The sequence below is a fragment of the Streptomyces clavifer genome, from assembly GCF_036345975.1.
In the GTDB taxonomy this organism is placed as follows: domain Bacteria; phylum Actinomycetota; class Actinomycetes; order Streptomycetales; family Streptomycetaceae; genus Streptomyces; species Streptomyces clavifer.
Window position 1 is genome coordinate 6775306 of sequence record NZ_CP107793.1, and the last position, 16061, is coordinate 6791366.

Genomic DNA, 16061 nt, shown 5'->3' on the forward strand with positions numbered 1-16061 from the left:
CGACGAGTGGGACGCCCGCGCAACCGGCAGGCGGACTCCGCGATCCTCAAGGCAACGGTCACGCTGCTCGGAGAGACCGGATTCCAGGGCCTGACGATGGAACAGGTGGCCCGGCGGGCCGGCGTCGGCCGGGCGACCGTGTACCGGCGCTGGAAGTCGAAGGAAGAGATGATCATCAACGCGCTCGACACGTTGATGGCCGACTTCGACGTCGCGGAGACCGGCGACCTTCACGAGGACCTGTTCGCCATGACCTGCTGGCTCCGGACCGGGCTGCTGACGGCTCCCGAGGGGCGTCTGCTGCCGCACCTCGCGGCCCAGGCCGTCAGCGACCCGAACTTCCCGTCCAGTCACATGGAATCGTGGGTCTGCCCGTGGCGCGACGCCGTGAAGGCGGTCCTGATCCGTGGCCGTGAAGAAGGTTCGGTGCGGCAGGACGTCAACATCACCGGGGTGGTGGACATGCTGGGCGGGGTCGTGATCCTGCGGCTCTTCCTGGGCCAGGGCCGGCCCCTCGAGGACGACCAGATCCGGGACATGATCGACGGCGTGCTCAACGGGGCCCTGGTGCGCGACAGCTCCGCCGCCTGACGCAGGTCCCGAAGGGCCGAATGCCCGGGCGGGGCGGCATGACGGCCGCCTCGCCACCTACCACCACGCCCGCACGCCACCGCTACGAGGGCGCCCCTCCGCCTCGCGACGACGCACCGCACCCGACGCCGCGCGCCGGTCCGCGGCAGCACATCCCCGCTTCCGGCGTCCTGACGCGGGGACCTGTCCGGCCCCCGGCGACACCCGGCCGAAGCCTGGAACGGCCCGGCCTCGTGTCCCGGAACCCCGGGCCAGCCTGTGCGCGCAACACGTCTCCCGGCTGCGAGGCGTCCAGCGGCGGAGCGGCGCCGTTCGTGCCGGACGCGGGCGCACCAGGACGAACCGACTCGCACACGGCCTCGCATCCGGGCCCGCACGGGCCGTCGCCGCACACGTACGGCCACACCGGGCCCGGATCCGCCATGTCACGAACGGAGTAACGATGAGTGCTCATGCCCACCCCCCGCTCTCCCCGCCCCGGCCGCTGGGTGAGGTCCGCAGCTGGCCCAGAACGTTCACCGACCGGCTGACCTCACCCCTGCCCGGAGTCTCCGACTTCGTCCGGCTGGCGCTGCGCGGCGAGCGCCTGCTGCCCTCCGCCGAGGGCCGGGCCCAGATTCCCGATCTGCCCTTCCGGCCGGAGCCGCTGCCCGATGTCACCGCCGGGGAGCTGTCCGTGACCTGGGCCGGGCACGCCAGTCACGTGGTGCGGATCGGCGGCCTCACCGTGCTGACGGACCCCGTCTGGTCGCAGCGGATCGTGGGGACCCCCCGGCGGGTGACCCCGGTCGGCGTCGCCTGGGAGGACCTCCCGCCGGTCGACGCCGTGGTCATCAGCCACAACCACTACGACCACCTTGACGCCCCCACGCTGGACAGGCTGCCGCGGGACACCCCGGTGTTCGTACCGGCCGGGCTCGCCGAGTGGGTCCGTGGCAGGCGGTTCACCCGGGTCACCGAACTCGACTGGTGGGAGGCGGTGGAGCTGAACGGCGAAGCAGGCCCGGTCCGCTTCGACTTCGTGCCCTCCCACCACTGGAGCCGGCGCGGTGCGACCGACACCTGCCGCAGCCTGTGGGGCGGGTGGGTGCTGACGGCGCCGGACGGGCAGCGCCTCTACTTCGCGGGTGACACCGGCTTCGGCCACTGGTTCGCCGAGATCGGAGGGCGCTACCCGGGGATCGACGTGGCGCTCCTGCCGATCGGTGCGTACGAACCGCGCTGGATGCTGTCTCCCGTCCACACCTCTCCCGAGGAGGCCGTCCAGGCCTGCGCCGACCTCGGCGCACGGATCATGTCGCCGATGCACTGGGCGACGTTCCTGCTCTCCGCCGAGCCGCCGCTCGAGCCCCTGCACCGGGTGCGGGCCGCCTGGGAGGCGGCCGGCCGGCCCGCCGCGGACCTCTGGGACCTTCCCGTCGGAGGGTCACGCGTGCTTGGCCGGAACTAATCCTTCCGAAGAACATGCAGAACCGACCAGGAGATCTACAGACGGGATGCAGACTCTCTCCAGTTGGTCCGATGCAGACTGACGAGGCGCAATGCGGCGGGTACGGAAAAATCCGCGGTCGTCTGCTTCTGCATAGGACTAGAGGAAGGTCTACGCATGTCGTCCAGTATCTTCGGCATTTCCGCCGAGTATGACGTCATCGTCATCGGAGGGGGCCCGGCAGGAGCCACGACGGCCGGCCTCCTCGCCAAGCGAGGACATCGCGTACTCGTGCTCGACCGTGAGCGATTCCCGCGCTATCACGTCGGTGAATCGCTCATTCCGGCTTTCATGCGCCCCATGGAGGAGATGGGGCTCACGGAGCGCATGGACGAGCGCGGATTCGAGCGCAAGTACGGCGGGAGCCTCGTATGGGGCAACAACCAGGTGCCGTGGAAGTTCGGATTCCTCAAGGGCAAGTACCCGTACGCGTTCCACACCCGCCGTGCCGACCTGGACGCGATGATCCTCGACCGCGCCCGTGAACTGGGCGCCCACATCATCGAGGACGCCACGGTCAAGGAGCCCATCGAGGAGAACGGCCGCGTGGTCGGCGTCCGTTACGCCCTCCGCGGCATGGACGGTGTGCGTGAGGTGCGAGCCGGCCTGGTGGTCGACGCCTCCGGCCAGGCGCGTGTCCTCAGCCGTCGGTTCACCGACGTCAAGTGGCACGAGGAGCTGCGCAACGTCGCGGTGTGGACGTACTACGACAACTGCGAGCGCCTCGAGGGCGACGAGTACACGAACATCCTGATCGAAGGCCTGGACGAGGGCTGGTTCTGGGCGATCCCGATCGACAAGGGAACCATCAGCGTCGGCTACGTCACGCGCTCCGCGACGGCGGGTGAGGGCGGGCAGTCCCTGGAGGACCTGTTCCACTCCGAGGTCGGCCGGACCACCAAGCTCAAGCACATGCTGCGCAACGGGCGGCAGTCCGCGGGCTTCCGTACCGCCCGGGACTGGTCCTACCACTCGGACCGGTTCTACGGCGACGGCTGGGTGCTCGTCGGCGACTCCGCGGCCTTCGTCGACCCCCTGTTCTCCACCGGTGTCGCCCTGGCGTCGCTGGCCGGCAGCACGCTGGCGCAGATCGTCGACCAGATCATCAAGCACCCGGAGATCGAGACCAAGGCACTCGACCGGTACGCCACGGCGTATTCCGGATTCTTCGACGAGATCCGCGAATTCGTCGAGCGGTTCTACGACCGGACGAAGTACAAGGAGTTCTACCACAGCCTCGCGCAGGAGATGATCGACCCCGAGCACGAGCGCAAGCCCGCGGACGACTTCGTCACCCTCATCTCCGGCCTGAGCGGTAACCACCCGATGTTCCACATCGGACTGGACGACCTCATCGCGGACGTATCGCAGCCCGAGATAACGAAGTCCTGAAATTCACCTGTGGCAGCCGCAGCGCCGCGGCTGCCACAGGTGTGTCCGAAAAAGCCGCGCGCAGCCGATTGATGAGGGCCACGGGGTAATGACCAGCCATCAGTTGCAGATACTTTTCTTCGATATCGCGCTCATACTCATCATGGCGCGGGGTCTCGGCCACCTGGCGACCCGGATCCAGCAGCCGCCGGTCGTCGGCGAGATCCTGGCCGGAGTGCTCCTCGGTCCGACCCTGCTCAGTGGGGCCATGAGCGAGACGCTCTTCCCCGACGAAGTGCGTCCGATGCTGATCGGGATCGCCAACCTCGGCGTCGCGCTCTTCATGTTCGCCATCGGTCTGGAGATCGAGGGCAAGACGCTCAAGGGCAACGGGCGGGTGACCGCGGCGGCGGCGATCGGCTCGACCGTCGTGCCGTTCGTCCTCGGCATCGGACTGGCCTTCGTCCTGCTGGCCCGTCACCACACCCCCGACACGGGGGCCTTCGTCGTCTTCATCGGCCTGGCCGTATCGGTGACGGCGTTCCCGGTGCTGGCCCGCATCCTCACCGACCGCGGCCTCAGCCGCACGGCCATCGGCGGAATCGCCCTGGCCACAGCGGCATTCGTCGACGTGGTGGCCTGGGCGGCGCTCGCCGCGGTCAACGCGTCCGTCGGCGCGGGGGGCAGCCACTGGCTGGTCGCCCTCATCCTGCCGTACCTGGCGGTCATGCTGTTCGTCGTGCGGCCGCTCCTGAGCCGCTACCTCACACCGGCCGGCAAGCCCGCGCCGGCGACCCCGCTCGTCTTCGCCGTCGTCGTGATCGGGGCACTGCTGTCGGCCGCCGCGACCGAGGCGATGGGCATGCACCACATCTTCGGTGCCTTCCTCTTCGGCCTCGTGGTGCCGCGCAAGGGTGCCGCGGCGCTGCGGGCCGACATCCACGACCGCACCGGGCACCTGACCTCTCTGCTGCTCCCCGTCTACTTCGTGGTCGCCGGATTCCAGGTGGACCTGAGCGGCATCGGCACCTCCGGTCTGCTGGAACTCGCACTGATCCTGGTCGTGGCCGTGCTGGGCAAGTTCGGCGGCACCTACTTCGGAGCCCGGTCGCAACGGCTGCCGCGGCAGTCGGCCGCGACGCTCGCCGCGCTGATGAACACCCGTGGTCTGACCGAGCTGGTCATCCTCGGGGTGGGACTCAAGCTGGGGCTCCTGGACGGCTCCCTCTACTCGCTGATGGTGGTCATGGCCGTGGTCACCACGGTGATGACGGGGCCCCTGCTGTCGCGCATCCGGGCCGGGACGGCAGCCGAGAAGGCCGAGTCCGTGGAGGCCGGGGCCGAGAAGGCCGGGACAGGGGCACGGCCCGACGCCGATCCCGAGGCGGCACCGGCCGCCGGGGACCGGGCCGGCGCGCCGCTGTAGCCGACCGGCGTCGGGGGTCGGCGGGTCCGGAGTGAATCCAGGCGGGACGCGAGGGGGAGACATCATGCGCTTGGTCGAACGAGAACGGGAGCTCACCGCACTGACGGACATGCTCCGGCGGAGTGCCGGCGGCACCGGCCAGGTGACGCTCGTCGCGGGCGGCATCGGCTGCGGAAAGACGGCGTTCCTGGCCGAGGCCGCCGCCCGCGCCGCCCGGCTGGGCTTCCAGGTCCACGGAGCCGCCGGCTCCCTGGCGGAGCGGGAGTCGCCGGGCGCCGTCCTCGGCCAGCTGCTGCGGGACGTGGACCTTCCGCCCCAGGACCGGAAGGCTCTGGCGGCACTGTCGGGCCGCCCCGCCGAGACAGGCGGCGCGGGCCCGGCGGTGACGGAGCTCGGCCCCTCCGCCCTGGCACCGGAGACCGCGCGCACCCTGCAGCGCCTGTGTGCCGCCGTCGAACGGGGTGCGGAACGCACCCCGCTGCTGCTGTGCGTCGACGACGTGCAGTTCACGGACTCGCTGTCCGTCCACTGGCTGCTGCTCCTCCTGCGGAGGCTGAGCTCCGCCCGCATCACACTCGTGATGAGCGAGTGCACGCTGTCCCGCCCCGCGGATCCACGGCTCCGTGCCGAGCTGCTGCGCAGGCCCGGCTACCGGCCGCTCGCGGTCGAGCGGCTGACGCCCGACGGCGTGGCCACCGTCCTGTCCCAGCACTGCCCCACCGGTGTCGCGCCCGCCCTGGCAGCCGACTGCCACGCCGTCAGCGGCGGCAACCCGCTGCTGGTCAGGGCGCTCGCGGAGGACAGCCGGCACCTGGGGGCCGAGGCGTCGAGGACCGCCGCGGCCGGGACCGGGGACCCGGGGCCACGGCTCGCGGTCGGCGACGCGTTCCTGGACGCCGTGACCGGCTGCCTGCACCGCGGATGGCCCGCCCTGCTGCGGATCGCCGAGGCGCTGGTCGTGCTGCACGACGACAGTGCCGTACCGGAGCTGGTGGCTCGGCTGGCGGAGGTGGAGGGCCCCGTGCTGGCGCGCGGGATGCGGGCGCTCGACACCGCGGGTCTGCTCGCCGACGGGCGGCCGCGCCACCCCGCGCTGCGTACCGCCGCACTCGGCGGACTCACCGGGCAGGAGCGCTCCGCGCTGCACCGGCGGGCCTCGGCGCTCCTGTACGAGGCGGGGGCGCCGGCCGTAGAGGTCGCCCGGCACCTGCTCGCCGCAGGAGTGCCCTCCGGCTTCCCGTGGGCCGTGCCCCAGCTGCGGGAGGCCGCCGAACGGCACCTGGCGGCCAGCAGGCCCGCCGAGGCGCAGGGCTGCCTGGAGGCGGCCCTGCGGGCCTGCGGCGACGAGACGGAACGCCTGAGGATCAAAGCACTGCTGGCCGGCACGGCGTGGGTGCTCGACCCGTCGATCGGTGCCAGGCACCTGGTGGAGCTCGCCCAGGCGGTACGCGACGGGCGGCTGCCCGACCACTACTCCCTCATGCTGGCCAAGTACCTGCTCTGGCACGGCAGGTACGACGAGGCCGCGGACGCCATCGGGCGGATCATCCGGAGCGGTGACGAGCCCGACCCGATCGCCGCGGCCGAGGCACGCGCCACCCGGGAGCTCCTCTCCGCCACCTATCCCGGACTCGTGCCCGGAGGTTCGCGGTCGAAGTCCGCGCGGCAGCGGGCCTCCCTCCCCGGTGATCCGCGCAGCAGGGGGGCGGCCGCGCTCTCCGACGTGCTGCGGCAGGGGGCGGGGCCGGAGGCGGTCGCCGCCGCCCAGGCGTCGATGCGCGCCATGCGGCTCGGGAGGAACACGCACGAGTGGCTCACCTGTGCGGTGTCCGCGCTGCTGTTCGCCGACCGTACGGAGGAGGCCGCGGGCTGGTGCGACCACTGGCTCGCGCAGTCGCGCGGTCGCAGAGTCCCCCTCTGGATCGCCGAGTTCTCCTCGCTGAGGGCGGGCATCGCGCTGCGCCAGGGGAGCCCGCTCCAGGCGCGCGAGCTCGCCGAGGCCGCGCTGGCCCAGGTGTCCCCCGAGAGCTGGGGCGTGTGCATCGGGGGGCCGCTGGCCAACCTCATCCAGGCCAACACGGACATCGGCGCCCACGCCGCGGCGGCGGAGTACCTGGAGGTCCCCCTCCCGCCGGGCATCTTCCACAGCCGCTTCGGGCTGTACTACCTGCACGCCCGGGGCAGTCACTACGTGGCGACCGGACAGCCCCAGGCGGCGCTGGACGACTTCCTCAACTGCGGTGAACTGATGGGCCGGTGGGGCCTGGACCAGCCGGCCCTCGTCCCGTGGCGCTCCGGGGCGGCACGCGCCCGGCTCGCTCTGGGGGACACCGCGGGCGCCCTCACCCTCGCCCGCGAGCAGCTCGCGCTGGCCGGCAGCGGGCTCTCCCGCACCCGGGGCATCTCCCTGCGGACCCTGGCCGCGGCAAGCCGCCCTTCACAGCGCGGCAGCCTGCTGACCGGGGCCGTGGCGATCCTGGAGGAGTCGGGCGACCGTCTCCAGCTGGCCGGGGCGCTGGCCGACCTCGGTGCCACCCACGCCCGAGCCGGCCGGTTCGACCGGGCCGAGACTCTGCTCGGCCGCGCCGCCGGGCTCGCCGAGGAGTGCGGTACGCCGGACCCCGCCGAGGAGCTCCGCTCGGCTCTGCCCGTGCCGATCGGATCCGCGCGCAGCGAACACGGGCCCGCGGAAAGGGTCTTCCACCTGCTGAGCCCGGCAGAGCGGAGGGTGGCCGCCCTCGCCGCCCGGGGCCGTACCAACAAGGAGATATCCGACCGCCTGGGAATCACGGTCAGCACGGTCGAGCAACACCTCACCCGCATATTCCGGAAGCTCGGCGTGCGCGCCCGTGGTGATCTCCCTCGGGGCGACGTCATCGAAGCGGCCGCCGGCTGATGCGCCGTGACCACGGGCGCACCGACAGGATCTACGACACCGAGTGATCGAGGAGAAATGAAGAACACCATGGGGCGTAAAGAGAAATACGATGTGGCCATCCTCGGCAGCGGTATGGCCGGCGGTATGCTCGGTGCCGTCCTGGCGAGGAACGGGGTCAAGGTCCTGCTGCTGGATGCCGGGACGCACCCGCGGTTCGCCGTCGGTGAGTCGACTATTCCGTATACCTCGGGAATGACCCGGCTCGTCGCCGATCGCTACCAGGTTCCCGAACTCAGGGCGCTTTCCAGCTTCAAGGGAATCCGGGACAAGGTGTCGCGCAACTGCGGCCAGAAGCAGAACTTCGGCTTCGTCTACCACCGCGAGGGCCGGTCCCAGAACGCCCAGGAGATCAATCAGCTGGTGGTGCCCTCCGTGCTGCGCACGGAGACCCACCTGTTCCGGCAGGACATCGACGCGTACCTCTTCCACGTCGCGGTCAAGTACGGGGCCCACCCGCGGCTCAACACCCGGATCGTCGACATCGAGACGGACCCGGACACCGGCGCCGTGCTGCGCACGGACGGCGGCGAGGAGTTCCGCGCCAGCTACGTGGTGGACGGAAGCGGATTCCGCTCACCGCTGGCCGAGAAGTTCTCCCTGCGGGAGACGCCCACCCGGGCCAGGACGCACTCGCGGTGCCTGTTCACGCACATGACGGGCGTGGAGGCCTTCGACAAGTCGCCCGCGGCGCGGGCCCACGACCAGCCGAACCCCTGGCACCACGGCACACTGCACCACGTCTTCGACGGCGGCTGGCTGTGGGTCATCCCGTTCGACAACCACGCGGACTCCCTCAACCCGCTGTGCAGCGTGGGCCTCACCCTGGACCCGCGGGTGTTCCCCAAGGGCGACCAGACCCCCCAGCAGGAGTTCGACGACTTCCTGCAGCGGTTCCCGGAGATCGCCCACCAGTTCCGCGGTGCCAGGTCGGTGCGCCCCTGGGTCTCCACCGGCCGGCTCCAGTACTCCGCCAAGCAGGTCGTCGGCGAACGGTTCTGCCTCACCTCCCACGCGGCAGGCTTCATCGACGCCCTGTACTCGCGCGGCCTGACCAACACGCTCGAACTGGTCAATTCCCTGGGCTGGCGCATCATCCAGGCATCCAAGGACGGCGACTGGTCCATGGAGCGGTTCGGATACCTGGAAGAACTCCAGCAGGGCCTGTTCGACTTCCACGACGACATCGTCTACAGCTCGTTCGTGGGATTCGGCGACTACGAGCTGTGGAACGCGGTCAACCGCACCTGGATGCTCGGCACCATGCTCGGAAACGTCATGCTGGAGGACGCCTACTACCGGTTCGAACGCACCGGGGACGACGCCGTGTTCCGGGAGCTGGAGACGCACGGGCACCCGGGGTCACCGCTCCCGGTCAGCTCCGGCTTCAACGAGATGGGGCGGATCACCAGGGAGCTGTGCCGCGAGGTCGAGGCGGGCACCGAACGGCCCGGTGACGCTGCCCAGAAGATTCTGACCTACATCCGTGACGCAGATTTCATCGCCCCGTCATTCAAATTCGGAGAACGCGACACCCGGTGCTTCGCCATGTCTCCCGCCAAGATGGCGATGAATGCCCGATGGTGCCGGAACGACGCCCCGCCGGAAATCGGAAAGCGCATGATCAACGCCAGTAAGGGGCTCGTGCGGATGCGCCTTCGGGCCGGTAGATGACCCCACCCCTATCGCTCCTCTAGGGGACCCCGGGAATTCCCGCCACTCGATGGGGGAGGGGGTATTCCCGGGGATGGTCGGCTCATATTCTGAAGTGCAGGCGAGCAGCGGATATCCGGCTAGGGAAAAGCAGCCGTCGAGGCCCCGGAACGCGCTTGCACCTCCCGGCGCGGCACGGTCGGGACCGGCCTATCACTCCAGGACGAGAAGGCAGCGAATGAACCCGCACGCACCGCTTGACCCCGCGGACCTGATCGCCGTCGTCGGCATGGCCGGCCGGTTCCCAGGAGCGCCGGACACCGACAGTCTCTGGAAGCTCATGACGGACCGTCGGGAAGCCGTCGGCCCCGTCCCGCCGGAGCGCTGGGACAGCGCCGCCCAGCTCGACCCGCAACTGCGCATCCCCGCGGTCGGCGGCTTCCTGGACGACATCGACCTCTTCGACGCGGGATTCTTCGGCGTATCACCCCGCGAGGCCGCCGCCATGGATCCTCAGCAGCGTCTGCTCCTGGAGGTGGGGTGGCGTGCCCTCGAAGACGCGGGCCAGCGGGTCGCCGATCTCGCCGGCAGCCGTACGGGTGTCTACGTGGCGACGGTCTGGCACGACTACGAACTCCTGCGCAAGGCGCGCGGCGCCCGCCACACCTCGCACACGCTGGTGGGTACCGGACGCGACATCCTCGCCAACCGGCTGTCGTACTTCATGAAGCTGCGCGGACCGAGCCTGGCCGTCGACACCGGCTGCTCCTCCGGACTGGTCGGGCTCGACCTGGCGGCCCGGGCCCTGCGCCAGGGAGACATCGAAGCGGCGATCGTCGGCAGCACCAACCTGATGATGGACCCCCATGTGACGGTGGGACTGACCCACTTCGGAGGCCTGTCACCCGACGGGCGCTGCGCCTCCTTCGCCAAGTCGGCCAACGGCTTCGTCCGGGGCGAGGGCGTCGCCGCGGTGTACCTGAAGACGCTGAGCCGGGCGCTGGAGGACGGCGACCGCGTGCACGGTGTCCTCGTCAGCACCCTGACGAACAACGACGGCGGCGGCCACAGCCTGGTGAGCCCGAGCCAGGAGGGGCAGGAGGACCTGCTGCGCCGCAGCTACGGGCACCGGACCGTGCCCGCCGCGGCCCTCTCGTACGTCGAGGCCCACGGCACCGGGACCAAGCGCGGCGACCCGACCGAGGCCGGCGCGCTCGGCGCCGTCCTCGGCCTGGCACGACCAGCCGGAGATCCGCTGCCGATCGGCTCGGTGAAGACCAACATCGGTCACCTGGAGGGCAGTTCCGGACTGGCGGGGCTGATCAAGGTACTGCTCTCGCTGCGCCACCGGATCGTGCCCCCGACCCTGCACGCCGAAGAGCTGAACCCCGACATCCCCTTCGACGAGCTGAATCTCCAGGTCGTACGGGAACCCCTGCGGCTGCCCGCCGACGGGCCCGTCTACCTCGGCGTCAACTCCTTCGGATGGGGCGGCACGAACGCCCACGTCGTCGTCGCGAGCCCGCCTCCGGAGGCGGCGGACGCTCCGCGCACCCCGGCGTCCCCGGCCACCGGTCTGCCCCCGGTCGTCACCCTCTCCGCCCGGCGGGCGCCGCTGCTCGCCCGGCGGGCCGCGCAGTTGCACGACCAGCTCGCCGCCCAGGAAGCCGATGCCACCGATGTGGCCGGCGCCCTGGCGTGGCGTCGCGACCACTTCGCCGACCGGGCGGCATTCGTCGCCCACGGCACCCAGGAGCTGAGCAGCGCACTCGCGGCACTCGCCGGGCCCTCCGCCGAAGGCGCCGAGACGGCCGGCGTGGTCACCGGACGTGCGACACCGCGCGGCAGGACCGCCTTCGTCTTCCCGGGGCAGGGCTCGCAGTGGCGCGACATGGGACACCGGCTCTACCGCGACAGCGGCCTGTTCGCCTCCGTCATCGACCGCTGCGCCAAGGCGCTCGCCCCCCACGTCGACTGGGACCTGCTGGACATCTTCGTCGGAGTCCCGGCTGAAGGAGGCACGGCGGACGGTGGTGCACCGGACGGCAGCACACCGGACGGCCTCGCGGCCGGCAACGGCATCGCCGGAACCTGGGCCGGGCGCACCGACGTGCTCCAGCCCGCCCTGTGGGCGATGTCGCTCGGTCTGGCCGAGCTGTGGAAGGCGGCGGGCGTCGCCCCCGACGTCGTGGTGGGCACCAGTCAGGGCGAGATCACCGCGGCCACCTTCGCGGGCGTCCTCTCCTACGACGACGCCGCCCTGATCCTGGCCCGGCGCGGCGCCCTCATCGCCGACCGGGTGTCGGGGCACGGGCTGATGCTCGCCGTCGACCTCGACCGCGAGGCCGCGGTGCGGGCGATGGAGGGGTTCGAGGACATGGTGTCCTTCGCCGCGCACAACGGCCCCCGCTCGTGCGTGCTCTCCGGCGACAGGGACCACATCCTGGCCCTGAAGGAACTGCTGGAGGCCGAGGGGACTTACTGCGGCCTGGTCAGCATCGACTACGCCTCGCACAGTGCGGGGATGGACGCGCTGAGCGAGGATCTCGTGTCCGCGCTGGCCCCCGTCCGGCCGGGAGCGGGAACCACTCCGGTCATGTCGACCGTCCACGCCCGACTGGTGGAGGGCACCGAACTCGACGCGGACTACTGGGTCCAGAACCTGTGCCGACCCATCGAGTTCGTCACGTCGATGACGGAGCTCTTCGACAGCGGCGTCACCCATGTGGTGGAGGTCAGCCCGCACCCGGTGATCTTCCCGTCGCTGGAACAGCTCGCGGCCGGACACTCCACGACGCCCGCCGTCCTGACCACCCTGCGCCGTCAGCAGGGCGGCGTCGACGACTTCGCCCGTGCCCTCGCCCGCGGCTACACCACCGGCCTCGAACCGTTCGGGGCACTGCCCCGGGACAGCCGTTACCCGGTCCCCGGTTACCCCCTGGAGCGGGACAGCTTCTGGCCCGCCCCGGGCAGACGCCGCACCACCGGAGCCGCCCAGGGCTTCGAGGCCCCGCTCACCCCGGCTCCCGGCCGGCCCGGCGTCTGGCAGGGCGCCCTGGAACTCTCCCTGGAGGACCAGCCCTGGCTGGGCGACCACAAGCTGTACGACACCCCCGTGCTGCCGGGTGCCGGGATGCTGGCCCTGGTGCTGCACACCGCTCTGGCCCGGACCGGCGCGGTGCCCGGCAGGCTGGCCGATGTCGCCTTCCGCAAGCAGGTGACGCTGGGCCAGGAGGCCGCGCGGTTCACCACCGAATGGCAGGACACCCCGGCAGGGGGCGACCTGCGGCTGCTGTCCCTCCCCGAGGGCGCCGCCGCATGGGACGTCATCGCCACGGCGCGCGCGCACCAGCGGGAGGGCACCGTGTCCGCGCCCGTGTTCCCCGAGTGGGCCACCGGACTCGAGTCCGCCGACCCGGAGGACTTCTACCGCCGGTGCGCCGAGCGTGGCCAGGTCTACGGCCCGGCCTTCCAGCGCGTCCGGAGCCTGTACCGGAACCCCGCGGCGGACGAGGCGCTCGGCGAGGTCCACCTCGACGGGAAACTCGGGGCGGGCAACCGGCCGCACGTCCTGCACCCGGCCCTCTGGGACGCCGCGCTACAGGTCTGCCTGGCGCTCGACGAGGGCGATGCGGCGTTGATGCCGACGGCCGTACGGTCCGTCCACATCCTCTCCGCCCCGCCGGAACCCGTCGGATCCCTCTGGTCGCACGTACTGCGCCGCGAGGACGGCACGCTCGACGTGTACATCTTCGACGCCGGGCGGAACCCGCTGCTGGTGATGGAGGGCCTGGTGCTCCAGCCGCTGCCCGGCGGCGACGGGCACGACGCCGACGCGGACCGGCTGCACCGCATCCGCTGGAGCGAGACCGCCGCGGACGCGACCGCCCAAGTGCCCGTGCAGGGACGGTGGATCGTCTGCGGCGGCACCGACGCCATGGCGCAGGCACTGGCGGGCGCGCTGAGCAGCAGGGGTGCGGAGGTCAGCCACCTCGGCACCGACGCCTGCCCGGCGGAGTCGCTGGGCGACGTGTCCGACGCCGCCGGTGTCGTGTTCGTCGCGCCGCGCTCCTCGGCCGGCCCCGACGCGCAGCAGCGCGGCCTGGGCCACCTCACCTCCGTCATCCGGACCTGTGCGGGCCTGGCCACCCTGCCCCGGCTCACGGTGGTCACCGACCGCGCCCAGGCGGCCGACGGCACGGAGACGCCCGATCCCGGCGCCGCGCTCTACTGGGGCTACGGCCGTGTCGCACAGCGCGAGCACTCCGAGCTGGAGCCCCGCCTCATCGACGTGGACGCCTCCGACCCCGACTGGGCCGGAGCGTGTGCGGCGGCGATCGTCACCACCGGGGGAGCGGACCAGCTGGCCCTGCGCCACGGACGGCAGTTGGCGGCCCGTATCACCCGGGGCGCCACCGACGAACCCGCCGTCCCCTCCGCGGCCCTGCCCGCCCGGCGCACCGTGAAGCAGCCCTTCCGGATCGACCCCGTCCGGCGTGGCGGTCACACCGCGGCGGAGTTCCTGCCGCTGGTACGCCGGGCACCCGGCCCCGGGGAGGTCGAGATCGAGGTGACCGCCGCCGTGCTGTCGCCCGCCGACGTACGCGAACCCGCGGCCGCCGGCAGGGCTCCGGCCACCGACGCCCCGAGGGCCGGCCGTGAGTGCGTCGGCAGGATCACCGCCGTGGGGCCGGACGTCTCCGCCCTGCGCACCGGCGACCGGGTCGTCGCCGTGTGCCCCGGCGCACTCGCCGGACACGCCCTGGCTCCGGCCGCCCACGTCCACCGGGTTCCCGAGCGGCTGAGCGACGCGGAGGCGGTGGCCCTGCCGCTGCCGGCGATGACGGCCTGGTACGCGCTGACCGAGGTGGGCCGCCTCACCCCGGGAGAGGCCGTACTCGTCCACTCGTCCTCCCTCCCGGACTCCCTCGCGGCCGTCCAGGTCGCACGGGGCCGGGGCGCCCGGGTCTTCGTCGCCGCGGTGCCGGGACCGGTGGCACGCGACCTGCTCCTCGGCGCGGGCGCCGAACTCGCCCTCGACGCGGAGGACTCCGGCTGGCCGGACGCGGTGCGCGGGGCCACCGGGGGCCGTGGCGCCGACGTGGTCGTGGGGCCGCGGACGGGTCCCGCCGCGCCGGAGGCCCGGGAACTGCTCGCCGAGGACGGCCGCCTCATGGAGATCGCCGCAGCCGGCGCCGCCGTCGGCCCGTCCCTCGACCGAGAGGTCCTCCGCAAGGGTGCAGGCTTCTGCTCCGTCGATGTGGACGGACTGCGCGAGCGCAAACCCGCCACGTTCGCCCGGGTGCTCGAAGCCGTCTGGGCCATGGCCGCCGAGGGCCGGCTCACGCCGCTGCCGACGCACAGCCACGACTGCGCCGAGCAGAGCGGGAGCGCCGGGATCGCACACGACCACGGTCTGGCACGGCTGGTGCTCACCGGTCTCCGAGGCGTCGGCCACGTCGCCCCCGAACCGATGCCGGGCGGCCGGTTCCGCGCCGACGGCAGCTACCTGATCACCGGAGGGCTGGGAGCCCTCGGCCTGTCACTGGCCGAGTTCCTCGCCGCGGACGGAGCCGGTTCCCTCGTGCTCGTCGGCCGCTCGGCCCCGGACGCCGAAGCCGCGGAGCGCATCGCCGCACTGCGCGAGCGGGGAGCCCGGGTCGAGACCCTGCGCTGCGACGTCACCGACCGTCCGGCCCTGCGCCAGGCGCTGGAAGGCCTGCGCGAAGGAGGCCTGCCACCGCTGCGCGGCGTGGTGCACGCGGCCGGTGTGCTCGCCGACGCCACGATCGCCCATGTCACACCGCGTCAGATCGCCAAGGTGCTCCAGCCCAAGGTGGACGGCGTCCGCAACCTCGACGCGGTCACCGCCAAGGACCCCCTGGACCTCTTCGTGATGTTCTCCTCCGCGGCGGCCCTGGTGGGCAACCCGGGCCAGGCGGCGTACTCCGCGGCCAACGCGTACCTGGACGCCTTCGCCGAGGCCCGCCGCATGCGCGGGCTGCCGGCCCTGAGCGTGCAGTGGGGCCCGTTCGCGGGCATCGGTCTCGCGGCGAAGGACACCCAGGCAGGCGCTCGCCTCGGCGAACGCGGCCTGGAGAGCTTCTCGCCCGGCGAGGCGTGGGCCGCACTCGTCAGGCTGCTCCACCAGGACCGGCCGGTGGTCGGATACGTCCCCGTCGACACACGCCGGTGGTTCGACGCCTACCCCGGCACCGTCTCCCTCACCGCGTGGAGCGAGCTGTACGCCGCCCTCGAGGAGGACAGCACCGCGGTCTCGGGCAGCGCCTTCCTGGACGCGCTGCTCCGGGCCCCGCAGGACGACCGCGCCGCCCTGGTGGAGGCCAAGGTGAGGGAGCTCGCCGCGCGGGTGCTGAGGCTCGATCCCGAACGCCTGGAACGGGACGCCCTGTTCGACTCGCTCGGCCTCGACTCACTCATGAGCCTCGAACTGCGCAACCGGCTGGAAGCGGCCTTCGGGCTGCGGCTCTCGCCGACCCTCCTGTGGACCTACGGCACCCTCCAGGCACTCTCCGGCGCCCTGCTCGCCCGGACGACTCCGACGGACGGGGCGCCGTGATGGCCGGCACGACAGG

7 protein-coding genes are annotated in these 16061 nt (G+C 72.1%); all 7 read left to right on the forward strand.

What is annotated here, in order from left to right; genetic code table 11:
* Positions 1-6 precede the first annotated feature (6 nt).
* Positions 7-591 (forward strand): TetR/AcrR family transcriptional regulator, encoded by a 585-nt coding sequence (locus OG927_RS29450; RefSeq protein WP_056790473.1) that lies wholly within the window; start codon positions 7-9, stop codon positions 589-591.
* A 442-nt stretch (positions 592-1033) separates the two neighbouring features.
* Complete coding sequence (locus OG927_RS29455; RefSeq protein ID WP_330321066.1) at positions 1034-2041, forward strand: MBL fold metallo-hydrolase; 1008 nt, start codon at positions 1034-1036, stop codon at positions 2039-2041.
* Between the two features lie 156 nt (positions 2042-2197).
* Positions 2198-3472 (forward strand): NAD(P)/FAD-dependent oxidoreductase, encoded by a 1275-nt coding sequence (locus OG927_RS29460; protein WP_063887896.1) that lies wholly within the window; start codon positions 2198-2200, stop codon positions 3470-3472.
* 88 nt (positions 3473-3560) lie between these two features.
* Entirely contained in the window at positions 3561-4877 is a 1317-nt protein-coding gene (locus OG927_RS29465) for a cation:proton antiporter domain-containing protein (protein ID WP_330321067.1), read from the forward strand.
* Positions 4878-4941: 64 nt separating this feature from the next.
* The gene (locus OG927_RS29470; protein WP_330321068.1) at positions 4942-7773 is read left to right on the forward strand and encodes an AAA family ATPase; all 2832 of its coding nucleotides are present in this window, start codon (positions 4942-4944) and stop codon (positions 7771-7773) included.
* Positions 7774-7830: 57 nt separating this feature from the next.
* A complete protein-coding gene (locus tag OG927_RS29475) occupies positions 7831-9486 on the forward strand; it encodes an NAD(P)/FAD-dependent oxidoreductase (RefSeq protein WP_056790464.1) in 1656 nt (551 codons plus the stop codon).
* A gap of 217 nt (positions 9487-9703) precedes the next feature.
* Entirely contained in the window at positions 9704-16045 is a 6342-nt protein-coding gene (locus tag OG927_RS29480; RefSeq protein ID WP_330321069.1) for a type I polyketide synthase, read from the forward strand.
* The last annotated feature ends 16 nt before the right edge of the window (positions 16046-16061 follow it).